The sequence below is a fragment of the Archangium sp. genome (assembly GCF_036277355.1).
In the GTDB taxonomy this organism is placed as follows: Bacteria; Myxococcota; Myxococcia; order Myxococcales; family Myxococcaceae; genus Archangium.
In genome coordinates this window covers 1-21,754 of record NZ_DASUNC010000081.1, presented here as the reverse complement: position 1 = coordinate 21,754, position 21,754 = coordinate 1, and the positions used below count along the sequence as shown (strand labels likewise).

18 protein-coding genes and 1 pseudogene are annotated in these 21,754 nt (G+C 68.0%); 16 read left to right on the top strand and 3 right to left on the bottom strand.

The annotated features are described in order from the left end of the window. The first annotated feature begins 24 nt into the window (after window positions 1-24). The 5 genes from VFZ09_RS21820 (at window position 25) to VFZ09_RS21800 (ending at window position 6,587) form a co-directional block, all read left to right on the top strand. Window positions 25-1,839: a serine/threonine-protein kinase gene (locus VFZ09_RS21820; RefSeq protein ID WP_329729571.1), complete on the top strand. Its 1,815-nt coding sequence runs from the start codon at window positions 25-27 to the stop codon at window positions 1,837-1,839. Next, window positions 1,836-2,810, top strand: a complete 975-nt coding sequence (locus VFZ09_RS21815; protein WP_329729570.1) for a hypothetical protein — start codon at window positions 1,836-1,838, stop codon at window positions 2,808-2,810. The genes VFZ09_RS21820 and VFZ09_RS21815 overlap by 4 nt, the downstream gene beginning before the upstream one ends. A gap of 18 nt (window positions 2,811-2,828) precedes the next feature. After that, a complete protein-coding gene (locus VFZ09_RS21810; protein ID WP_329729569.1) occupies window positions 2,829-4,718 on the top strand; it encodes a sigma 54-interacting transcriptional regulator in 1,890 nt (629 codons plus the stop codon). Between the two features lie 332 nt (window positions 4,719-5,050). Then, a complete protein-coding gene (locus tag VFZ09_RS21805) occupies window positions 5,051-5,632 on the top strand; it encodes a hypothetical protein (RefSeq protein WP_329729568.1) in 582 nt (193 codons plus the stop codon). A 61-nt stretch (window positions 5,633-5,693) separates the two neighbouring features. Continuing rightward, entirely contained in the window at window positions 5,694-6,587 is an 894-nt protein-coding gene (locus tag VFZ09_RS21800; protein WP_329729567.1) for a peptidoglycan-binding protein, read from the top strand. A gap of 127 nt (window positions 6,588-6,714) precedes the next feature. On the opposite strand, the pseudogene VFZ09_RS21795 reads toward VFZ09_RS21800, so the two are convergent. Together VFZ09_RS21795 and VFZ09_RS21790 are read right to left on the bottom strand one after the other, a co-directional pair. Continuing rightward, window positions 6,715-7,065: pseudogene (locus VFZ09_RS21795) on the bottom strand (DUF2019 domain-containing protein); the annotation flags it as partial. Next, complete coding sequence (locus tag VFZ09_RS21790; RefSeq protein WP_329729566.1) at window positions 7,059-8,426, bottom strand: hypothetical protein; 1,368 nt, start codon at window positions 8,424-8,426, stop codon at window positions 7,059-7,061. The gene VFZ09_RS21790 and the pseudogene VFZ09_RS21795, both read right to left, overlap by 7 nt. Window positions 8,427-8,669: 243 nt before the next feature. Between VFZ09_RS21790 and VFZ09_RS21785 the strand changes: the two genes are divergently transcribed. From VFZ09_RS21785 to VFZ09_RS21735, 11 genes are all read left to right on the top strand, one after another. After that, on the top strand, window positions 8,670-9,224 hold the full coding sequence (locus VFZ09_RS21785; RefSeq protein WP_329729565.1) for a hypothetical protein: 555 nt from the start codon (window positions 8,670-8,672) through the stop codon (window positions 9,222-9,224). Further along, window positions 9,221-10,825 (top strand): carboxypeptidase regulatory-like domain-containing protein, encoded by a 1,605-nt coding sequence (locus VFZ09_RS21780; protein ID WP_329729564.1) that lies wholly within the window; start codon window positions 9,221-9,223, stop codon window positions 10,823-10,825. The genes VFZ09_RS21785 and VFZ09_RS21780 overlap by 4 nt, the downstream gene beginning before the upstream one ends. 114 nt (window positions 10,826-10,939) lie before the next feature. Further along, window positions 10,940-12,064 carry an AI-2E family transporter gene (locus tag VFZ09_RS21775; protein WP_329729563.1) on the top strand — a complete coding sequence of 375 codons (1,125 nt, stop codon included), beginning with the start codon at window positions 10,940-10,942 and terminating at the stop codon, window positions 12,062-12,064. Between the two features lie 136 nt (window positions 12,065-12,200). After that, window positions 12,201-13,262 (top strand): N-acetyl-gamma-glutamyl-phosphate reductase, encoded by a 1,062-nt coding sequence (argC, locus tag VFZ09_RS21770; RefSeq protein WP_329729562.1) that lies wholly within the window; start codon window positions 12,201-12,203, stop codon window positions 13,260-13,262. Then, complete coding sequence (argJ, locus tag VFZ09_RS21765) at window positions 13,259-15,337, top strand: bifunctional glutamate N-acetyltransferase/amino-acid acetyltransferase ArgJ (RefSeq protein WP_329729561.1); 2,079 nt, start codon at window positions 13,259-13,261, stop codon at window positions 15,335-15,337. Before argC ends, argJ begins: the two co-directional genes overlap by 4 nt. A gap of 9 nt (window positions 15,338-15,346) precedes the next feature. Beyond that, on the top strand, window positions 15,347-15,847 hold the full coding sequence (argR, locus tag VFZ09_RS21760; RefSeq protein WP_329729560.1) for an arginine repressor: 501 nt from the start codon (window positions 15,347-15,349) through the stop codon (window positions 15,845-15,847). Beyond that, window positions 15,844-17,289, top strand: coding sequence for an argininosuccinate lyase (gene argH, locus VFZ09_RS21755; protein ID WP_329729559.1), 1,446 nt, complete (start codon window positions 15,844-15,846; stop codon window positions 17,287-17,289). Before argR ends, argH begins: the two co-directional genes overlap by 4 nt. Next, window positions 17,286-18,191 (top strand): ornithine carbamoyltransferase, encoded by a 906-nt coding sequence (gene argF / locus VFZ09_RS21750; RefSeq protein WP_329729558.1) that lies wholly within the window; start codon window positions 17,286-17,288, stop codon window positions 18,189-18,191. Before argH ends, argF begins: the two co-directional genes overlap by 4 nt. A 593-nt stretch (window positions 18,192-18,784) precedes the next feature. Beyond that, window positions 18,785-19,276, top strand: a complete 492-nt coding sequence (locus VFZ09_RS21745; protein ID WP_329729557.1) for a hypothetical protein — start codon at window positions 18,785-18,787, stop codon at window positions 19,274-19,276. A 199-nt stretch (window positions 19,277-19,475) separates the two neighbouring features. Further along, on the top strand, window positions 19,476-20,636 hold the full coding sequence (locus VFZ09_RS21740) for a serine/threonine-protein kinase (protein WP_329729556.1): 1,161 nt from the start codon (window positions 19,476-19,478) through the stop codon (window positions 20,634-20,636). Further along, window positions 20,609-21,061 carry a helix-turn-helix domain-containing protein gene (locus VFZ09_RS21735; protein ID WP_329729555.1) on the top strand — a complete coding sequence of 151 codons (453 nt, stop codon included), beginning with the start codon at window positions 20,609-20,611 and terminating at the stop codon, window positions 21,059-21,061. Before VFZ09_RS21740 ends, VFZ09_RS21735 begins: the two co-directional genes overlap by 28 nt. Window positions 21,062-21,080: 19 nt before the next feature. Here VFZ09_RS21735 and VFZ09_RS21730 read toward each other — a convergent pair whose 3' ends face one another. Beyond that, window positions 21,081-21,452 carry a helix-turn-helix transcriptional regulator gene (locus VFZ09_RS21730; RefSeq protein WP_329729554.1) on the bottom strand — a complete coding sequence of 124 codons (372 nt, stop codon included), beginning with the start codon at window positions 21,450-21,452 and terminating at the stop codon, window positions 21,081-21,083. Window positions 21,453-21,754 lie beyond the last annotated feature (302 nt).

Below are 21,754 nucleotides of genomic sequence, written 5' to 3'. Positions count from 1 at the left end.
TTGGAAGACTGAGACTCGGCACCCATGACGCACATCGGCCGCAACATCGGGCGGTACCGCATCCTCGAGGAGCTCGGCTCCGGGGGCATGAGCGTCGTGTACAAGGGGTTGGACACGGCGTTGGATCGCGAGGTGGCGGTGAAGGTGCTGCACCCGCACCTGGCCAACAAGTCCGAGTCGCGCAGGCGTCTGGCGCGCGAGGCCAAGGCGGTGGCGCGGCTGCACCACCCCAACATCCTCGAGGTGTTCGACTTCTCGGCCGAGGGCGCGCAGGACGCCTTCCTCGTCACCGAGTACGTGCGCGGCCGCACCCTCAAGGAGTGCGTGGACGAGCTGGGCCGGCTGGAGCTGCCCGAGCTGGCGGCGATGATCATCCACGAGATCGCCGCCGCGCTGGCGCACGCGCACGAGGCTGGCGTCATCCACCGGGACTTGAAGCCCGAGAACGTGATGGTCCGCGAGGACGGCGTCCTGAAGCTGATGGACTTCGGGATCGCCAGGCTGCTCGACATCGAGGATCGGATGACGGTCACGGGCGCGCTGGTGGGCTCGCCGGCCCACATGGCACCGGAGATCATCGAGGGCCAGGAGGCCGGTGCCGAGGCGGACATCTTCTCGATGGGCACCATCCTCTACTCGCTCATCGTGGGCCGGCTGCCCTTCACGGCCGCCAACGCCACGGCCACGCTCAAGCGGATTCTGGACGGGGCCTATGAGGATCCGCGCCAGCGGGTGCCCACGCTCTCGGACGAGCTGGCGGAGATCTGCGCCACGTGCCTCGCGAGGGATCCAGCGCGGCGCTATCCGAACGCGGGCAAGCTGCGCGACGCGCTCGGGGACTACCTGGCGGGGCTCGGCTTCGCGCGCGTGGGCGAGGAGCTGGCGTCCTTCTTCGCGGATCCGCCCTCGTACCAGAAGCTGATGCGGCCGAGGCTCATCGCCACGCTGCTGGAGCGGGGCGAGCGGCTGCTCGCGGACAAGCGCACGCCCCGGGCGCTGGCGTGCCTCAACCAGGTGCTCGCGCTGGACGCCACCAACGCGCGGGCGCTCGGGCTGCTGCAGGGGTTGGAGCGGGAGCGCCGCGTGAAGCAGTGGAGGGCCCGGGGGCTGAAGCTGGGCGCGGGCCTGCTGGCGGCCTCGGTGCTCGGCGTGGGCGTCCACTTCTTCTTCCAGCGGCGCGCTCCGGAGGCCGCGCCCGCGGTCACGTCCTCCGCACGGGTGACGCCTCCCCCGGCGCCGGCCCCCGCCCCCGTGAAGAAGCCGGCCCCGCCCGCGCCGCCCCAGCGGCAGGCCTCGGTCACGCCGGAGTCCCCGCGGCCCCTCCCCGAGAAGGCGCCCGTCCCGCGCGCCGAGCCCACGCCCCGCGAGCCCGTCCGGGCCGTGCCGGAATCCGTGTCCATCCTCGTGCGGCCCTACGGCTACATCCAGGTGGACGAGGGAGCGCGCAGCGGCCAACCGCTCGCGCGGCACATGGTGGAGCTGACGCCCGGCCAGCACACGGTCACCATCACCTGCGACTACTGCGAGGACGCGCGGGAGACGATCGAGGTACGGCCGGGAGTGGAGAACGTCTTCCGCCTGCGGGCCCTGCTGAAGAGCTCGCGGCTGTCCTTCGTCTATGAGCCAGCGGACGCGGTGGTGCGCGTGGGCGGCGAGGTGCGCACCGTGCGCGAGTCCCAGGAGCGCCCCTTCGAGATCCAATCGCCGAGGGGCCCGGCGAGCTTCCAGCACCGGGTGGAGTACGAGGTGAGCCACAACGGGTACCTCACCGAGAAGCGCGTGGCGAACCTGGAGCCCGGCAAGTCCACCACCTTGCGCGGGGCGCTCGTCGCCGAATGAGCCGCTGCCTCCGACTCCTGCTGCTGGTGGGACTGCTGGCCCCCGCCGCCGTGTTCGCCGAGGAGCCGGTGGACGCGGAGGTGGTGACACTGCGCGCCACCTACGAGTACGGCCGTTACGCCGAGGTGCTGGAGCGTGCGGGCATGCGCATCGACCGGGGCCGGCTGGCGGACAAGGATCTGGCGGAGCTGCACAAGCTGGCCGCGCTGAGCGCCTTCAACCTCAACCGGACGGAGGACTCGGCGCGCCACTTCCGCGCGCTGTTGCGGTTGGAGCCGGACTTCAACCTGGATCCCTTCTCGGTGCCGCCGCCGGCGGTGGAGCACCTGGACGGCATCCGCGAGCAGATGTCGGCGGAGCTGGAGCTGGTGCGGCAGGAGCGGCGGCTGCGTGTGGAGCGGGAGCGCACGGAGGCCGAGCGCCGGGAGCGGGAGCGCGTGGCGGCCGAGGAGCGGCGGCGGCGCCTGGAGGTGCTGTCGAGGCAGGTGACGGTGCGGCAGGTGGAGTCACGCAGCTTCCTGGTGAACTTCGTGCCCTTTGGAGCGGGGCAGTTCCAGCAGGGGCGCAACGGCCTGGGGACGCTCTTCGCGGCCTCGCAGGGAGTGCTCGCCATCACCAGCATCATCTCCTTCTTCGCGTACGACTCGCTCATCGAGACGGAGGACTTCACGGTGGACGACGTGCGAGGGCCCATCAAGGTCACCGTGAGCTTCATTCCCACCGCGCGCCGGAAGGAGGCCGAGACCTGGACGTGGCTCAAGTGGGGCTCGGCCGGGGGCTTCTACGCCGTCTACGCGGCGGGGGTGCTGGACGCGCTCCTGCACCACCAGGATCAGGTGGTGCGCACGAGCATCGAGACCCTGCCGTCCACGCCCGCGCCCACCGAGCCCGACCCGGCGGCACCCCGGGCGAGCCTGCACCTCTCCCCCACCACCGGCGGCGCGATGGCCGGATTCACCCTCACCTTCTAGGACCAGGAACGCTTCGACATGGCCAGCCTCACCGTCCGCAGCCCCGAGGGGAAGGTCCGCACGGTCCCCCTCCACAAGCGCATCACCAGCATCGGCCGCTCGGCCGACAATGACGTGCAGCTGGAGGATCCGTCGGTGCCGGACAGTGCGTTGCACGTGCTCTTCGATGGAACGCGCTACCAGCTGGGGAGCCTGGGGGCGTCGTTCCAGGTGAACGGCAAGAAGCGGGACAACCACGTGCTGGCCACGGACGACGTCATCCGCGTGGGCGCCACGGAGCTCGTCTTCGCGCGCGAGGACGCCGTGACGAAGCCGCCTCCGGCCCCGGCGCTCGCGGTGACGCACGAGCCGACGTCGGATCCGGACTCGCACACCCGGGACATGCCGGGGGTGGTGGGCCGCGAGCTGGTGCTGCTGCGCCGGCTCACGGCGTTCAGCGATCGGCTGCTGGGCAGCTCCAGCCGGGACGAGCTGCTGGAGAGCGTGCTGGACGAGGCCATCGAGGTGACGCGGGCGGACAAGGGCTTCCTCATCCTGCGGGAGAACGGCGAGCTGGCCGTGAAGGTGGCGCGCAACCTGTCGCGGGAGAACATCGAGGACGCGACGGCGCGGGTGTCGGATTCGATCATCGAGAAGGTGGTGCGTACGCGCAAGGCGCTCATCTTGAGCGACGCGCTGGATGATCCCGAGTTCAAGAGCAGCAAGTCGGTGGTGAACCTGAAGCTGCTGTCGGTGATGTGCGTGCCGCTGGTGCGCAACGACGAGCTGTTCGGGGTGCTGTACGTGGGCAACGACCGGTTGGTGAACCGGTTCGAGCCCAAGAGCCTGGACATGCTCACCATCTTCGCGGCGCAGGCGCTGTTGCTCATCCAGAACGCGCTGCTGGTGAATGACCTGAAGCTGGACAACACCGAGCTGCGCAAGCGGCTGGACGACACGCACTACGGGGAGATCGTGGGTGCGTGCCAGGGGATGCTGGACGTGTACCGGCGCATCGACAAGATCGCGCCCACGGACATCTCGGTGCTGATCACGGGCGAGACGGGCACGGGCAAGGAGCTGATCGCCCGGGAGATCCACCGGCACTCGCCGCGGAGCAAGGGACCGTTCATCACCATCAACTGCGGGGCGATTCCGGAGAACCTGCTGGAGAGCGAGCTGTTCGGCCACGTGCGAGGCGCCTTCACGGGGGCGGTGAACACGAGGGTGGGCAAGTTCCAGGCGGCCATCGGCGGCACGCTCTTCCTGGACGAGATTGGCGAGATGCCGTTGCAGCTGCAGGTGAAGCTGCTGCGGGCGTTGCAGGAGAAGGTGGTCTACAAGGTGGGAGATCACCGGGGCGAGCCGGTGGACATCCGGGTGGTGGCGGCGACGAACCGGGTGCTCGAGGAGGAGGTGCGCAAGGGCACCTTCCGCGAGGACCTGTACTACCGGCTGAACGTGGTGACGCTGAAGCTGCCGCCGCTGCGCGAGCGGGGCGAGGACCTGTTCGTGCTGGGGAAGTACTTCCTGCAGAAGTACGCGAAGGAGTTCAACTCGAAGGCGAAGGGTTTCTCGCCGTCGGCGACGGTGGCGATGAAGAAGTACGGCTGGCCGGGCAACATCCGCGAGTTGGAGAACCGCATCAAGAAGGCGGTGGTGCTGGCGGACAAGCCGTTGCTGGGGCCGGATGACCTGGATTTGAGGCCGGAGAGCCTGGAGCCGGTGCTGCCGCTGTCGGAGGCGCGGGAGCGCTGGCAGAAGCAGTACATCCAGGAGGTCTACGAGCGGAACAACCGCAACAAGACGAAGACGGCGAAGGATCTGGGAGTGGATCCGCGAACGATCTTCCGCCACTTCGAGAAGCTGGAGGCGGAGAAGAACGGCGGGCCGCTGCCTCCCGGCGAGGACGGCGACGAGCTGCTGTAGTCACGGGGCGCCGGCGCGGTTCTATTGCCAAGGAACCTCGGGACTTCTAGCCTCCTCCTGCATCCGGCATCTGGCCGGTCATCGCCAGAGGAGAACCCTTGCGTTTCCTTTTCGTGTGTCTCTGCGCGACAGGGCTTGCCTGCTCGCGCGGCGATCAACCTCTGGCCCGGACCGCCCCCGTAGCGGAAGCGACGGCACAACCCGTCCAGCCCCCCGAGATCTCGTCAGGGACGATACGCGAGGGCACCGGCGGGTCTGGGACCACGGGCTCCGTGCGCATAGCTCAGCGGCGTGAGACCTACACCACGGGCAATGGGCAGTGCGCCGTCGACGTGGCGTATCCCGAAATCGCCGGGCTCTCGTCGTCCGAGCTCCTTGCCAAGGTCAACCGACTCATCGATGAGACCGTGCTTGCCACCGTTCCCGAGAGCTGTCGAGCACCGCGCGACTCCTCGCCGGTACGCCAGGGAGAGGGCTGCTCCGACCTGCCCGACCCCGGGAAGACCGATGTCTCCGTCACGTATTCAGTAGGGCTGGCGAAGGATGGGCTCCTCAGCGTCCGGTTGCAACGTACCGCCTGCACCAATCCGAGCCTCCAGCCCGATGACATGGTCGATGGACTCACCGTCAATCTCATGACGGGCACGGTGTATCAGGTGGCGGATCTGTTTCGCCCTGACACCCCCTGGAAGGAAACACTCACTCAGGCCGTGCGCAACAAGCTCTCAGCGACCACGAAGCTGGGGGCCAACGTGCCAATCTCGGTGCGCCGCTTCTTCTTGAAAGAGGGAGCGCTCGTGGTGCTTCGACCCGTTTCCGCGCGAGCATTCCATGCGCTCGATGTCGAGGTACCGCTGAAGCAGCTTCAACCCATGCTGCGGGCCGACCTTCCAGGCAATAGCGCCGGGAAGTGATGAGACCTGGCACCAAGCACAAACGATTGCTGTTCAAGACGACGAAGCAGGAGGGGGGAACATGGCATTCATCCTCAAACGAGGAAGCAGAGGACGCGAGGTCAAGACTCTTCAGCATTGGTTCAGCCATCTGCAGCAACCGCCCCCTGCCTTGGATGCGTTGGGGACGTTCGGTCCCCAGACCGAGGCCACCGTCAAACAATTCCAGGCCGCCCATCGAATCTCTCCCGCGAATGGAGTCGTCGGTGCCAGTACCTGGGCCGCGCTTGGCAACGTGATCGGCACATACATCTGGCTCAAGGAATCGGGTGCCGCCGAGTCACTCGCGCGATTGGGCACGGACCTCGCACAGGGAAGCCTGACGTTCCGTCACGACCGGTTCATGTCGGACTACATGGGAACCTACGGCATCCTCGATGACTCCGCGGCGCACGGCCTGTCGATGCTGCTACGGTTCATCGATCGCGATCCCCAGATCAGTGATGTCCGTTGGGCCGCGTACATGCTGGCGACGGTCAAGCACGAGTGCGCGGACACCTGGCAGCCCATCGAGGAGTACGGCCAGGGCGCGGGGTATGCGTACGGCAATCCCGTGAACGTGGTGGGATCCGACGGGCAGAACTACTCGAATGTGTACTACGGGCGCGGGTACGTGCAGCTCACCTGGAAGAAGAACTACAAGACGATGAGCGACATCTTGTACGGCGATGATCGGCTCGTGATCCATCCCGAACTCGTTCTCGAGCCGGACGTCGCATACAAGATCATGTCCTACGGCATGCGGAACGGATCGTTCACGTCGAGGTCGCTCGGCGATTACATCAAGGACAACAACTGCAACTACGTCAACGCTCGACGGATCATCAACGGAACGGATGAGGCGACGAGAATCGCGACCTACGCCCGGGAGTTGGAGCGGATGCTGAAGGCAAGCAGCTATGGCCCTTCGAAGTAGGTACGGGACGCCCTCCGTTGGTTCAATCGCCGGACTTGCCCCGATGATGTCCCCGGCCATGGCCCTGGGTGCTCTTGCTCTTGAGTCGTGACCGGGCACGCTTGACTGGTGGTTCAACCGGATCTGCGGGATCCAGGGCCCAGGTGCCCTCTTCCCAGCGTTTCAGACACTCGGAAGCCTCGAAAGGAATCAGCCCTTTTCCCTTCGCGGCTTCTTCCAGAACCGCCTTGGCCTCCGCAGTCCGATGGCGCAACAGGAAAGCCGCCGCGGCCGTCCGTACGTCCATCCTGGGATGCGTGAAAAGCACAGCGAGTGCATCCCGTCCAGCGTCACCATGAGCACACAGCTTATCGAATGCGGCAATGGCTTTCTTCGCGTGCTTGTTTCCGGTCTTCGCGTCTCCGTTGAAGATCTGCCAGGTTTGGGCCTCGACATGGTAGGCGAACGCCTCAACGAGCTTGTCGAACTCCGCTACCATATTCCATTCCTCACATTGTCGATGGCCAACAAACCAAACGCTCGCTGTGCCTCATAGGACTGTGTACTGAGCCACTTGCGCACCGTCATGGCCCTGGAGCCGGTGATATGCGTTCGGATCGACGAATATAGACGACTGATGTCAGTGTGGAGCGCCTTGTCCATTGCAATGACGTTCTCCGTATTGTGCAAGGCCTCCCCCCCGAACCGATCCACGTTGCCCGGGGTCTGCTCCACGATGTGGTGCCATTCCTTGCCATTGCCCGCTGGGCCCATCGCCGACTTGAAGCCACTCGGCGAGCCCCACGCCCTGTGCCCGTTGGGCAGGAGCGTCCCCCGCCCTGGTGAGGGACTCGCCCCCGCGGCGCTCCGCGTGGCCATGGCCACCACGTGCGGCGCCAACACGACCCGGATCGTCCCCTCGGGCACCGAGACGATGACGCGCTCAGTTCCGGCCGCCACACTCAACAGACCCACGCCGCTGCTTGCCTCGACCGTGCGCGAGGCCTGCTCGAACCCCGGCAGCTTCGGAGCCTTGGACGCGAGCGCCACCGTCTCCCCTATCGCCGCCGTCCCCACGATGAGGAGAATCCGCGCGCTGTTCGGACCGATGACCCGGCCGAACCGCTCGCCAATCTCGCGCAGCTCCGCGAAGGTGGAGGCTCTTGGCGCCTCGTCGTAGAGCCGCGCGTAGGCCCGCAGCAGGTCGAAGAACTCCCACCCGAGATAGCCCCACAAGAGCACGGTGAACGCGGCGGCGACGCCCTTGGTCACCGGCTCGGGCACCGGCGCGACCAGGAGCGCCATGTAGGCCGTAATCGAGAAGCTGAGCGTCGCCAGCAACCGCGTCGGGTCGAGCACGGCCCGCGCTTCCGCGTCCAGCCCCTCCAGGGCCGGTCCCACCGCCAGGGCCAGCGCGAGACTCCGCTTGTCCTCGTCCCGCAGCCGCGGCCCGTCCTCGAGCAGCGTCAGGCAATCCCCCGGCGTGCCGCGCCGCTCGCAATAGCGCCCATAGGAGCGCTCCAGGTCCGCGGCTCCCGCTCCGCCGCTCGAAGAAGAGCAGACAAGCGCCAGCTCGCGGCCGGCATACAGCGGGAAATGGGAGGTGGCCACCCGCGGCGGCATGTGGAGCCAGAACGTCGTCAGGGCCGCCTGGAGATCCGACGCCCCCACTCGCACCGGCGTGAATTCCGTGGGCAGCGTGGCGAAGACCGCATCCCCTGCCTCTGCGCCATCCACAGGCGGGGGGTGCCGGTACTCCGTCGTTCCGCTGCCCGGGGAAGTCCCCGTGGCGCACGCCGTCACCAGCATCAACGCCGTCAGGGCCAGCGCCCCCAGGCGCGAGTGCCACCGTTCACCCAAGGGGTGCGAATCGACAGGAGGGTTGGACATGGGCACCAGTAGTACCCCAGCCGGACCCTCCCTCCACTCGGCTGCCTGCTGGGCGAGGGGCGCTCGCCCCACCGCCGATCGTCGTGGACTCATCGTGACAGGCCTGTCGCGGTTCCCTGCTCCTCCCGGGTGTGGCACCCTCGCCAAACCCCTGTTCCGACGATGAAATCCACTGCCTACCGACTGGCCAGCGAATTGCTTGGGCTCCCCGCCATGAAGTGGTTGGGACTCGGAGCCGCCGCGTGGATCCTGGGGGGATGCGTCATTCCCCAGGACACGAGCTACCTCAGCGACATCCCCCAGCAGCGCAACCGCCCCCCGCGGATCGTGGAGAGCCAGGTGAACCCCCCCGAGCGCATCATCCGAGGCTACGGCGCCGACAAGCTGTGCAAGCTGACGTTCGAGGCCATCGTCGAGGATCCCGACGTCGACGACCAACTCGTCGCCTACTGGTACGTGGACTACGACGCCTCCCGGACCCAGGGCGAGGACGCCCAGAACATCATCCTCGCCAAGAACGCCAAGGTCATCCGCGATGATCGCGCCACCTTCCAGGTGAGCTTCGACTCGGCGGACTTCAACCGGCTCAACGTCCCAGGCGACCACATCGTCGAGGTCGTCGTCACCGACACCGGCCTGGTGGGCCGCCGCGAGCCCCTGAACAGCAGCGTCCTCGAGCTCGCGGACGGAGGCATCGTCTCGGATCCTGGCTACACCGCCACCTATGTGTGGTTCGTCAGGACCGAGGCCGCAGGAGATTGTCTATGAAGAGGCTCACCCCCCTCGTGCTGCTGACCACGGCCCTCGCGGCCGGCTGCGGCTACTCCGCTCCGGACCCCGTCCTCGGCTGCCGCAGTGACAGCGAGTGCGACAACGACGAGGTGTGCTTCGTCGATGGCTGTGGAGACCCGGGCAAGAACATCGTCGTCGAGGTGGTCCCCAACCCCCGCGTCGGCCTGCACGCCCAGGACTTCCGGGTGACGGAGCTGCGCAGCCAGCAGAACATCGAGCTGTACGGCCCCGCCCTCCTCAAGGGCCAGGTGCGCGTGGAGGGGCTCTCCTCCACCAGCGCGTACTCCGCCCCCATCACCCTGCGCATGACGGGCGAGAGCCTGCTCATCCCCGGGCTGGTGCGCCGCCACGAGAGCACGCTCGTGCCCACCAATGGCCTCTACTCGCTGCCGGTGGGCGCGGGGCGCTACGACGTCACCCTGTCCACCAACGACGCCGCGCTGCCGCCCCTGTCCAGCACCCGCGACGTCCAACCGGGCGACGCGGTGACGCTGGACTTCACCCTGCCCGTCTCCTCCGAGCTCGTCCGGCTGTCCGGCAAGGTGGTGCGCCCGGATGGAAAGCCGGTGGATGTGGATCTGGAGGTCCAGGCCCAGGACGAGCAGCTGCGCCCGCTCTCGCAGCGGGTGATGGTGACGCGCGAGTCGGGAGCGTTCACGCTCTCGCTCCCGCCCACGGCCGCCGAGCGGCCCACGGTGGTCCTCCAGGTGGTGCCCACCTCCCCGCAGGCCCTGGTGCCGCAGAAGCAGTTCACCGTGAACCCGCGCCAGGGCGCGCTGGAGCTGTCCATGGGGGACTATGGCGAGCCCGTGCGGCTGCGCGCCAGGGTGCTGGACCGGAACGGGCAGCCGGTGGCGCAGGCCACGGTGTCCCTGCAGGGCAAGGTGAGCGGTGGCGGGCAGTTCCGCAGCCAGAAGGTGCTCACGGACGAGACCGGCGCCTTCGAGCTCCTCACCCTTCCCAATGAGACCGGGAGCTCGATGACGCTCTCCGTCGTGCCCCCGCCGGGCTCCAGCGCGAGCTTCACCCTGAGGTACGTGCAGGTGCCGCGCGTCAGTGTCCTGGCGTCGGCGGACGTGGTGTGTGGGGAGCGGGTCCTGGTCCGCGGCGAGCTGATGAAGCCCAGTGGCTCGCAGCCGGCGGCGGGCGTGGCGATCATGGCCGAGCCGCTCGAGGAGGTGCCCGGATGGTCCCGGTCCACGGCCAGCTTCCAGGCTCCGCGCACCACGGATGAGGCGGGCAGATTCGAGCTGCCGATGGATCCGGGCCGCTACCGCCTCGACTTCATCCCCACCGAGGACCTCCCGCGCGTCAGCCGCATCGTGACGGTGCCTCCCCCGGTCAGCGCCTCCGTCCCGCCGAGCCTGGAGCTCTCCACCTTCACCCTCTCCAAGGGCCGCAGCGTCAACGGGCAGGTCACCTTCACCGGCTCGAATGCGACGCCGTCCACCGCCCCCTACGCCTCCATCCGCTTCTTCCGCGTAGTGGACGTGGAGGGCAAGTCGTCCGCCCTGCTGCTCTCGCAGACGCTGACGGACCAGACCGGCGCCTACTCCACCACCGTGCCCGCGCGCTGAGCCGTCTCCCGCGAGGCGGGAAGCACCAGGCAGGAGGACGAGGCCCCTTCCGGCTGCCCGTCCTCCTGGCCCCAGGCGGAGCCGATGCCGGACCGTGCCTACCTTGAGCACGGAATGAATGCTCGGGACCCGATACGCCGCTCGCAGATCTCCGCCCGCACGGTCTGGACGGTGGGGCTCAACGCGGGCGCCCTGGTGCTGCTGGCGTACATGCTCATCCAGCTGCGCGCCGTCTTCGTGCTGCTGGCGGTGGCGCTGTTCATCTCCCTGGCGATCGATCCGCTGGTGCGCTGGTTCCAGCGGCGGGGAGTGAGCCGGGGCTGGGGCGTGCTGGTGACGTTCCTGGGGCTGCTCGGGCTCGCGGGGCTGCTGGGCGCCACGCTGGTGCCGCTGGTGGTGCAACAGGTGCGCAGCCTGGTGCGGTCCGCGCCCGGACTGGTGAGCGAAGTCCGCACCTGGGAGTGGACGCGGTGGCTCGAGCAGCGCTTCGACCTGGAGCGCAAGGTGCAGGACGCGCTGGCGCACCTGCCGGACGAGGTCGCCCAGTCCCTGCCGGGCGTCGTCTCCACGACGGTGAACGGCGTGCTGGTGTTCATCACCGTGGTGACGCTCAGCCTCTTCGCCCTGATCTTCGGGAAGGATCTCTACGAGCAGGCGCTGGGGTGGGTGCGTCCCGTGCGCAGGCCCGCGGTGCGCGAGCTGGTGAAGAACATGCACCGGGCGGTGAGCGGCTACCTGGCGGGCACGGCCCTCACGGTGACGCTGGGCGGCCTGATCACGGCGCTGGGCACCTTCCTGCTGGGCGTGCCCTACTTCCTGGCGCTGGGGAGCCTGTACCTGGTGCTCGGCCTCATCCCGTACATCGGCAGCTTCCTCATGGCGCTGCTGGTGTCCTTCACCACGCTGACGACGGTGGGCCTCAACCGGGCGCTGATCGCCCTGGGGCTCTTCCTCGTCTACCAGCAGGTGGAAGGAAACCTGATTCAACCGCTCGTCCAGCGCCACTCCATCCGGATGAATCCGCTGCTCATCTCGGTGGTGCTGCTGATGGGCGCGGCGCTGATGGGGCTGATCGGCGCGATGATCGCCCTGCCGCTGGCGGCGGCGCTCCAGGAGTTCCTCCGGGAGGTACAGGAGGAGCAGCGCGAGCGGTGGGGCGACGAGCGCGAGGCAGCCGATACCCGCCCCGAGGTCCACGACCACGGCCCGGACGAGCCAGCAGGCCCCGCGCCGCACTGATCGGTGTGCCCCCGGAAAAATGGGGCTGACCCGCGCCCATTTCCCCTCGCCCTCCGGGAGAGGGGAAATGGCCTCCCGCGGGAATATGCATTTGCCGCTTGCTTGTATGCACGGTAGCGAATATTCATGCACCTCCATGCATAAGACGGCGATCGGCATCATCGGGGCGTCGGGGTACTCCGGCGTCGAGGCGACCCACATCCTGGCGGCCCACCAGAAGGTGGAGCTGCGGCTGGTGACCAGCGACAGGTGGCAGGGGGAGGCCGTGGGCCGCCGTCTGGGCATCATGGGCCCGGTGGGGCAGCTCAAGTACGCGCCGCAGGACAAGAGCGCCGAGCTCGCGAAGGAGTGCGAGGTGGTGCTGCTCGCCACGCCGGCCGAGACCTCCCTGCACCTGGTGCCCGGGCTGATCGCCGCGGGCGTGCGCGTCATCGATCTGTCGGGCTCCTTCCGCCTGAGGAACCTCGCCAGCTATCCGGCCTTCTACAACTTCACGCACTCGGCGCCCGAGCTGCTGGAGCAGGCCGCCTATGGCCTGCCGGAGCTGTTCCGCGAGCGCATTCCGAGCGCGAAGCTCGTGGCCAACCCGGGCTGCTACGCCACCGCGTGCGCGCTGTCCGTGGCGCCGCTGCTGAAGGCCGGGCTGCTCGAGGAAGGCTCGCTCATCTTCGACGCCGCCTCGGGCACGACGGGGGCGGGCCGCAAGGGCTCGGAGGACCTGAGCTTCAGCGAGGTGGACGAGGACTTCCGCGCCTACCGCGTGCTGCGCCACCAGCACACGCCGGAGATCGCCCAGACGCTCGCGGGCGTGGCGGGCCGCACCGTGCCCCTCACCTTCACCGCGCACCTGCTGCCGCTCAAGCGGGGCATCCTCGTCACCGCCTACGGCCGCCTGCGCTCGGGCGCCACCGCCGCCGAGGCCCGCGCCGCCCTGGAGCAGGCCTATGCGTCCTGCCCCTTCCTGACGGTGGAGGCCTCGCCGGACGCGGTGAGCCTCAAGGGCGTGGTGGGCACCAACCGCTGCACGGTGGCCGTGGCCGCCGACACCACCGGCTATGACCCGGGCCGCGTGGTGGTGACGGCCGCGATCGACAACCTGGTGAAGGGGGCGGCCGGTCAGGCCGTCCAGAACCTCAACCTCATGATGGGGTGGGAGGAGACGCTCGGCCTCTCCACCCTGCGGGGTTTCAATCCGTGAAGGTACCGCTCGGCTTCTCCTTCTCCGGCGTCCATGCCGGCCTCAAGCCCCAGCGCAAGGACGTGGCGCTCGTCTACAGCGACACGCCCTGCTCCGCCGCGGGCTGCTTCACGGCCAACAAGGCCCGGGCCGCCCCGGTGCAGGATGCCGAGCCCCGTCTGCCCGCCTCGGGCATCCAGGCCGTGCTCGTCAACTCGGGCAACGCCAACGCCCTCACCGGCCCCGCCGGACAGCAGGCCGTGCGCACCCTGCGCGACGAGCTGGGCCGCGTCCTCTCCGTGCCGGCGTCCGCCGTGCTCACCGCCTCCACGGGCGTCATCGGCCATCCCCTGCCGGTGAACAAGGTGGTGACGGTGCTCGGCCCGCTCAAGGACGCCCTGCGCGCCGAGCCCGACACCGCCGCCGAGGCCATCATGACCACCGACACGCGCGCCAAGCAGGCGTGGCGCACGGTGAGCATCGGCGGCCGCAACGTGACGGTCTCCGCCATCTTCAAGGGCTCGGGGATGATGCACCCCTCGCTGGCCACGGTGATCGCCGTCATCACCACCGACTGCGCCATCCAGCCCGGCGTGCTGGCGGCCGCCCTGCGCGAGGCGGTGTCCACCACCTTCAACAGCCTCACGGTGGACGGGGACATGAGCCCCAACGACACCGTGTACGCGCTGGCCAACGGCCGGGCCGGCAACCCGGCCATCTCCGACCCCGGGCCGGAGCTGAAGGTCTTCACCGCCACGCTCTCGGACCTGTGCCTGGAGATGGCGCGGGAGATCGCCTCGGATGGCGAGGGCGCCACCAAGCTGCTGCAGGTGGAGGTGTCGGGCGCCCCGGACACCGCCATCGCCCAGGACCTGGCGCGGGCCGTGGCCGGCTCCACGCTGGTGAAGGCCGCCGTCTTCGGAGCGGATCCCAACTGGGGCCGCGTGCTCGCCACGGTGGGCGCGCGCGCCGGCACCCAGGGCTACGCGGTGGACCCCTACTCGGCCCACGTCCGCATCCAGGGCATCTCCGTCTACGAGGGCGAGCCGAAGCCGTATGACCCGGCCCACCTCAAGGCGCGCATGCGCGAGCCCGAGGTCCGCGTCGAGGTGTGTCTCACCGGCGGCGAGGGCTCCTCCGTGGCCTGGGGGTGCGATCTCTCGTACGACTACGTGAAGATCAACGCGGACTACACCTCGCTCATCGTCCCGAGGCCCGACGGCGGCGTGGGCCGGGATGATCGGCTGGCCAACTACAGCCCCGCGTTCAAGACGACGCTGCTCGTCGAGGCGCTCTCGTACATCTCGCGCTTCCGGGGCAAGCGCTGCGTCATCCGCTACGGCGGCGCGGCCATGGTGAAGGAGTCCCTCAAGCAGGCCTTCTGCCGGGACATCGAGCTGCTGCGCTCGGCGGGCCTGCAGCCCATCATCGTGCACGGTGGCGGGCCGGAGCTCACGCGCACGCTGGACAAGCTCGGCCTGCGCCAGGACGGCGGGCTCATCACCGACGCCTCGGGCCTCAAGGTGGTGGAGATGGTGCTGTCCGGCTCCGTCAACTCGGAGCTCGTCACCATCCTCAACAACCTGGGGGATCGGGCGGTGGGCCTGTCCGGCAAGGACGGCGCGCTGCTGCGGGCCCGGCGGATTCCCGTGGAGGACGGCCGCTCCAAGGAGCACGTGGGCGAGGTGACGCGCGTCAACCACGAGTTCCTGGAGATGCTGCTGGGCCAGGGCTACGTGCCCATCATCTCGCCGGTGGGGCTGGGCGAGGACGGGCAGACGTACGACCTGGGCTCGGACGCGGTGGCGGCCGAGGTGGCCAGCGCCCTCAAGGCCCACAAGCTCATCTACCTGCACGACGCGCCGGGCATCCTCCGGGGCGAGGAGCTCTTCAACGAGCTGACGACCGCGCAGTTGGAGACGCTCCTGGCGGCGGGCGCGTTCGCCGGCAGCATGCAGACGCGGGCGAAGATGACGCTGAAGGCGCTGAGCGGCGGGGCCGTGGAGCGCGTGCACGTCATCGACGGGCGCGTCCCACACAGCCTCATCGCCGAGCTCTTCACCGACAAGGGCGTCGGAACGCTCGTCACCCGTTGAGGCACGGCCATGAGGAACCCGACTGTGAGCCCGCTTCGGAGCAACGGAGACAAGGCGTCGCGGCAGGAAGCCATCCGCCGCATCATCCGCACGCACGCCGTGGCCACCCAGGACGAGCTGGGACAACTGCTGGCCCGCGAGGGCTACGACGTCACCCAGGCCACGCTGTCGAGGGACCTGGCCCAGCTCGGCGCCATGCGCGTGTCGCTGCCCCAGGGCGGCACGGTGTATGGGCTGGAGGAGGCCCCACCGCCCTCGGGCGAGGACCGGCTGCGCGAGCTGTCGGAGATGGTCCTCTCGGTGGAGGACAACGAGATGTTGGTGGTGGTCCGCACCCGCCCGGGCTCCGCCCCCCTGGTGGCGTCGGCCATCGACCAGGCCCGGCTGCCCGAGAACCTGGGGACCATCGCCGGAGATGACACCATCTTCGTCGCCCCGGCCCGCGGCAAGTCCACCCGCACCCTGAACCGGAAGTTGAAGTCCCTCTTTGGAAAGGAAGACACCCCGTGACGATTGCCAAGACGGCCGCCTCCGGCGGGCCCGGCCTCCACCCGGAGGTGCTGGCATTCACCAGCTCGCTGGCGCTCGACAAGGCGCTGCTCACCGAGGACCTGGTGGGCAGCATGGCCCACCTCACCATGCTGTCGCGCACCCGGCTCATCCCCGCGGAGGACGCGCGCGCCATCCGTGAGCAGCTCGTGGCCATCTGGAAGGCCGCGCGGGCCGGCACGCTCGTCCTCGCGGACGAGGAGGACGTGCACATGGCCGTGGAGGCGGAGCTCACCCGCGTCCTCGGGGAGCGCGCGGGCCTCTTGCACACGGCGCGCTCGCGCAATGATCAGGTGGCGTTGGACCTGCGCCTGCACGTGCGCGAGAAGGTGGCCGAGGCGCTCGGCGCGCTGGCGAAGCTGCTGGACGGACTGGCCGCGCGGGCCGAGGCGGAGCGGGACACGCTCATTCCCTCGTACACGCACCGGCAGCGGGCGCAGCCCATCTCGCTGGCGTACCTGCTGTGCGGGTACGGGGCCATGTTCACCCGGGACGTGGACGCGCTCGGCTTCGTGCTGGAGCAGGTGGCCTCGCTGCCGCTGGGCGTGGGCGCCATTGGCGGCACGTCGCTGCCCATCGACCGCGAGGTGACGCGCGAGCTGCTGCGCTTCCCCCGCGTGACGATGAACGGCCTGGACACGGTGGGAGACCGGGACTTCGCGATGGACTTCGCGTACGCGGCCATGCGCTCGCTGCTGCACGCGAGCCGGGTGGCCACGGACTTCTACGACTTCGCCTCGCCCGAGTTCGGCTTCGTGAAGCTGGACGGGGAGATCGCCTGCGGCTCGAGCATGATGCCGCAGAAGCGCAACCCGGACGTCTTCGAGCTGATCCGCGGCAAGTCGGGGCGGGCGGTGGGCAACCTGAACACGCTGGCGGTGCTGGTGAAGGGGCTGCCGGGCGGGTACAGCCGGGACTTGCAGGAGGACCGGCAGGTGCTGCTGGAGACGGGGCCGCTGCTGACGAGCGTGCTGTCCATGCTGCACCTGGCGCTGGGCAAGGTGTCCTTCGACAAGGAGCGGTGCTTCGCGGCGGTGGAGTCGGACTACATGCAAGCGACGGACGTGGCCGAGGCGCTGGCGATGAAGGGGATTCCCTTCCGCACGGCGTACAAGGCGACGGGAGCGCTGGTGCGGGCGTGCCAGGAGCGCGGATTGCCGCTGGCCAAGGTGACGCTGGAGCTGGCACAGTCGGTGGACCCGCGCTTCGACGCCGAGGTGCTGAAGAGCGCGGATCCGCGGCGCGCGGTGGAGCGCAAGGCCAACGCCGGAGGGACCGGACCGGCGTCGGTGGAGAAGCAGATTGCCGGACTGAAGTCCCATGCGGCACGGGCGCGGGAGATGGCGGATGCCATTCCCCGGCTCGCGGCCATTTTCGACTCCTTGCAGGAGGCAGCACTGTGAAGCGCGATTTCCTGACCCTGGCCGACCGCACCGAGGCCGAATACCAGGCCCTCTTCAAGCGGACGCACGCGCTCAAGGCGAGCCGCAAGCGCAAGGAAGTGGTGACGACGCTGGCGGGGCGGCACCTGGTGCTGGTGTTCGAGAAGTCCTCGACGCGCACGCACCTGTCCTTCGAGGCGGCGATGTACCAGCTGGGCGGAACGGTCTCGACGATCACCGCGGGCAGCAGCCAGATCGCCCGGGGCGAGACGATCGAGGACACGGCGCGAGTCATCTCCGGCTACGCGGACTGCATCATGTTCCGCACCTTCGGGGACGATCGGCTGACGGCGTTCGCGAAGGCGTCGCAGGTGCCGGTGATCAACGGTCTGTCGGAGGGCGGGCACCCGGTGCAGCTGCTGGCGGACCTGTTCACGGTGGAGGAGCGGCTGGGGACGGTGAAGGGCAAGACGATCGCCTTCGTGGGTGACTGCGCGAGCAACATGGGCCGCTCGTTCGTGGAGGCGACGCGCTTCTTCGGGTTCAACCTGCGGCTGGGGTGCCCGGAGGGCTACCGTCCGGCGGCGGAGCTGCTGGCGCAGGCGGGAGCACGGGTGCACGTGACGGCGGACGCGGCCGAGGCGGTGAAGGGCGCGGACGTGGTGGTGACGGACGTGTGGACGAGCATGGGCCAGGAGGCGGAGTCGGCCAGGCGCATGAAGGACCTGCACGACTACCAGCTGAACGAGGCGCTGCTGGCGAAGGCGAATCCAGGGGCGATCGTGCTGCACTGCCTGCCGGCGCACCGGGGCGAGGAGATCACCGGCGGCGTCATCGACGGGCCTCGGTCGGCGGTCTGGGACGAGGCGGAGAACCGGATGCACGTGCAGAAGGCGCTGCTGGAGCAACTGATCCTGGGCTGAAGCTCTACCGAGCAGAACCCGACCGAGCAGAACCCGAGGGAAGAGGGCCAGGCTCACCCTCTCCCCTCGGGAGAGGGTCGGGGTAGATGCTGAATCCAAGTCCCACACCGGCGTAACTGCCTGTAAGTCCTGGGGATTGGAGCCCCCAGCTACGGGCATGCCGCTGGCCCCATGTCGTTTTCCCCTCGACGCTCGCCGCGACGTGGGCGAGCCCAGGCCAACGCAGAAGCGAACAGGGAGAGCACGTCCTCCGGCTGACACAACAGCGGGGGGCTCCTTTCACGAATGCTCCAGTTGACATGACGATCTTGGCCATGTGTCCAAGCACTTGGGGGTCGTCATGAAACAAGCCCGTGTCGTCAGTCGCGGCCAACTGTGGAAGCCGCGCCGATCCCCGAGCTTCCAACCCAGGAGGAGAGGGAGCGGTGGCGGACGGACATCTGCGAGCCACATTACGCGAAGTGCGTCCGTGCTGGCGGTGACAGCATCCCGGGCCGGAAGAAAGGGGAGACCCAATGCCAAGCCTGTTATGACGCTTGTATGCGTCACGGGTACTGGCCGTGGCAGGCAAACGACAAGCCCTGCCCTGGAGCATGACCATGCGGCGCACGCAACGAGAGCGCGGACTGGAACTTGGACGGGAGAAGGATCAGGTCTTCCTGAAGCTGATAGAGGCCAAGGCCCCGTACGAGGAGAGGCGACGGGCCCTGCTGGAACTGGAGAAGCAATGGTTGCGTGAGGCAGTAACGGAGGCCGAACGCGAGCAACTCCGACGTGGAATCGCGGAAGATCTCGTCACCCTCGCATACTCGTTCAACCAGCCCTGGGCTGAATTCGGCAAGTGGCTTCGCCGTGTTCAACGGCTCGGCTTCTCCAACCTCGCGCTGCGCGTCCACATCACCTGCCTCTACGTACAGTCCCTTCACCTCTTCCCCCGGCAGGCTCGCGAGGCATGGGAGATGCTGGCGGACGCGGAGAAGAGAGCGCTTCGGCTTCGGCGAGATCGCCCCCTGCGGCAGGAACACCTGGAGGCCATCGCGCACGCGAAGAGGGTTGCCCGCGTGTCGCGCCCCCCTGCTCGCTGACATGATCGACGTCAGGGCCGAGCCGGACCAGGACGGTGCGTCTCGGGAGCTACTTGCCCGGGTTGCCCCGGCCTCCTGACCTACCCAGTAAGGTGGCTTCCATTTCTCCGCCCTTCCATGGTACGTTTCGGAGCACCTTGGACGTAACCTATGGGAACCTGCGTTCCTCTCAAGCGTTCCGCAGCGCACAGGAGACCACATGGCCGGATTCGACACCCCATCCACGGACACAGGGCCCTTTACCTTCGAGTCAGAAGGATTCCGCTACGAGGTCTTCCGCTCCCTGCTCGAACACGTGGATTACGACACCCTGTTTCTCTCGTGGTGCAGGCCCGTGAAGGAGAAGGCGCGCCGGAGGCTCGTTGCCCTGAAGCAAGTAGAAGTCCCGGAGGGGCGCGAGGGCCGGACCCGAGCAATCGAGGAAGTTCAGCTCGCCGAGCACCTTCATCATCCAAAGATCGCTCGCGTCTTCAGACTCGCGGAACATCAGGGCGCCCCGTTCGTGGTGATGGAGCACACGCCAGGAGCCTTCCTGGCCACTGTCATCGGCTCCGCGCTGTTGCTGGGCCGCAAGCTCTCGCCTGCCCTCGCCTCCTTCATCGCCGCTGAAGTCGCCAACGCCCTCGACTACGCCCACTACTGCGAGGATGACCGAGGCCGCCCGCTTCACATCATTCACCGTGCCGTAGGTCCCATGACCATCCGCCTTGGGCGCAACGGTCGCGTGAAGCTCACGAACTTCGGTGCCGCGTTCTCCGAGCTGTTGGGCCGCGTGCCCACGCCACCGAAGGTGCTCCGAGGGAACTTCGCCTACGCGGCTCCGGAAATCATTCGCTCCATCTCCGAAAAGGGCCGAGCCGGTCTTCTCTCTCCCAAGGGCATCGACAGCAGGGCGGACATCTTCTCGCTCGGGCTCGTGCTGCTGGAGATCATCGCGGGGAATCATCCGCTCGACCCTCTGGACACGCTTCCATCCGAGGTGTCCAAGCGCGCGCTTCGACTCGTCTCGGGAGTGAGGGCAGAACACTCCGCATGGGCCTCCATCGAGGTACTCGCGGATCGTCTGCTGCGCTTCGGTCCCGAGGACGTGGAACGCATCGCTTACAAAGCCCCGGCCCCTCTGAAACAGGTAGCTCACCGGGCTCTTCGGAGTGACCCTGCCGAGCGTTACCAATCGGCCGCTGAGATGCGTGACGATCTGCGCGCGTATCTGCGCAGTCTCCGCCAGCCCTTCGGCGCCACCGAGGCAGCGGCGGAGCTGGCCGACATCCTCAAGAAAGCATCCGCCCTCAAGCGGAAGGCAGCGCACCCTGTCGAGATTGGAGTCCTCCCGTGGCCGAAGGCGCTGAGCGTCCAGTAACCCCTGGACCGGGCAGAACGAGCAGGCAGAACGACAAGAAGAAGTTGATGACCCATCTGGCAGCGGTCGTGCGTGAAGCTCGCAAGAAGACTGAGCTGACCCAGGCGGATGTCGCGGACCGCGTTGGGATCGTCACCGAAGTATTCGGTCGGATTGAGCGAGGATACCTGCTCCCGAGCGTTGCGACCTTTCGCAGGTTGTGCCGTGTGCTTCGCCTCGATGCGAACGTCGTCTTGGGACTCGATGTGGAGAAGGCTCCTTCGTGGCTGAAGGAGCCTGAACCCGAGGCAGATGATCCGCCCGATCTGCGCCGGCTGGTGAGAACGATTCGCCGCATGGATGCTGCACAGGTATCCGTCATGCTCAGCACCGCCAATGCGCTGGTGAGACACACAGCGCAACAGCCAGATGAGCAAGCCGAGTAGGCGGATGAATCTACCTGGTTCAATCCTCGAAGGACGAAGCAAGGACGGTCAGAACCTTGCTGAGCACCTTCAAGCGCTTCGGCGACCACGTCCGGAGCTGGTGGAGGATGCGCCGCAGCTCCGGCGAGAGGTTCCCCTCTGGGGGAGCTTCATCGACTGTGGCCGCAACCTGAGAAGGGCTCACTCCCAGCAGCGCGTCGGACGAGATACCCAGGACGGTGCTGATTCTCCGGAGGCTCGGAACGGACGGCATCATGTCGCCACGTTCGATTCTCCCGTAGACGCCAGGAACGAGACCGACCTTCTGGGCAACCTGGGCCTGCGTCAGACCGAGGCGTTCCCGTGCTGCGCGAGCTACTTCTCCGAGGGAGCGCTGAAGTTCTTCGTCCATGGTGGTCGTCTACCACGGTGGATGGGGGGCCGGGGCTTGCGTCGTGCAGCTCGTTCTCCACGAGGCTGGTAGGCTCGGCATTCTCGGAGGTGCGTCGTGGGATTGGCCTACAGGCTGCCGGAACTCAAAGAGATGGTCGGGGGTTACCGCATCGTCGAGACGCTCGGCAGCGGGAGCTACGGCTACGTCTACAAGGCCGAGCAGGCCGGATGCTTCTACGCCGTCAAGATCCTCCGGGGCCGCTTGTTGAATGACCGGGCCAGGCGCGAGATCGGCATCCTGAACCACATGGATCATCCCGA

Coding starts and splice junctions, on each gene's coding strand:
- VFZ09_RS21820 (WP_329729571.1), top strand. CDS start 25: ATGACGCACATCGGCCGCAACATCGGGCGGTACCGCATCCTCGAGGAG.
- VFZ09_RS21815 (WP_329729570.1), top strand. CDS start 1,836: ATGAGCCGCTGCCTCCGACTCCTGCTGCTGGTGGGACTGCTGGCCCCC.
- VFZ09_RS21810 (WP_329729569.1), top strand. CDS start 2,829: ATGGCCAGCCTCACCGTCCGCAGCCCCGAGGGGAAGGTCCGCACGGTC.
- VFZ09_RS21800 (WP_329729567.1), top strand. CDS start 5,694: ATGGCATTCATCCTCAAACGAGGAAGCAGAGGACGCGAGGTCAAGACT.
- VFZ09_RS21785 (WP_329729565.1), top strand. CDS start 8,670: ATGAAGTGGTTGGGACTCGGAGCCGCCGCGTGGATCCTGGGGGGATGC.
- VFZ09_RS21780 (WP_329729564.1), top strand. CDS start 9,221: ATGAAGAGGCTCACCCCCCTCGTGCTGCTGACCACGGCCCTCGCGGCC.
- VFZ09_RS21775 (WP_329729563.1), top strand. CDS start 10,940: ATGAATGCTCGGGACCCGATACGCCGCTCGCAGATCTCCGCCCGCACG.
- argC (WP_329729562.1), top strand. CDS start 12,201: ATGCATAAGACGGCGATCGGCATCATCGGGGCGTCGGGGTACTCCGGC.
- argR (WP_329729560.1), top strand. CDS start 15,347: ATGAGGAACCCGACTGTGAGCCCGCTTCGGAGCAACGGAGACAAGGCG.
- VFZ09_RS21745 (WP_329729557.1), top strand. CDS start 18,785: ATGACCATGCGGCGCACGCAACGAGAGCGCGGACTGGAACTTGGACGG.
- VFZ09_RS21740 (WP_329729556.1), top strand. CDS start 19,476: ATGGCCGGATTCGACACCCCATCCACGGACACAGGGCCCTTTACCTTC.
- VFZ09_RS21730 (WP_329729554.1), bottom strand. CDS start 21,452: ATGGACGAAGAACTTCAGCGCTCCCTCGGAGAAGTAGCTCGCGCAGCA.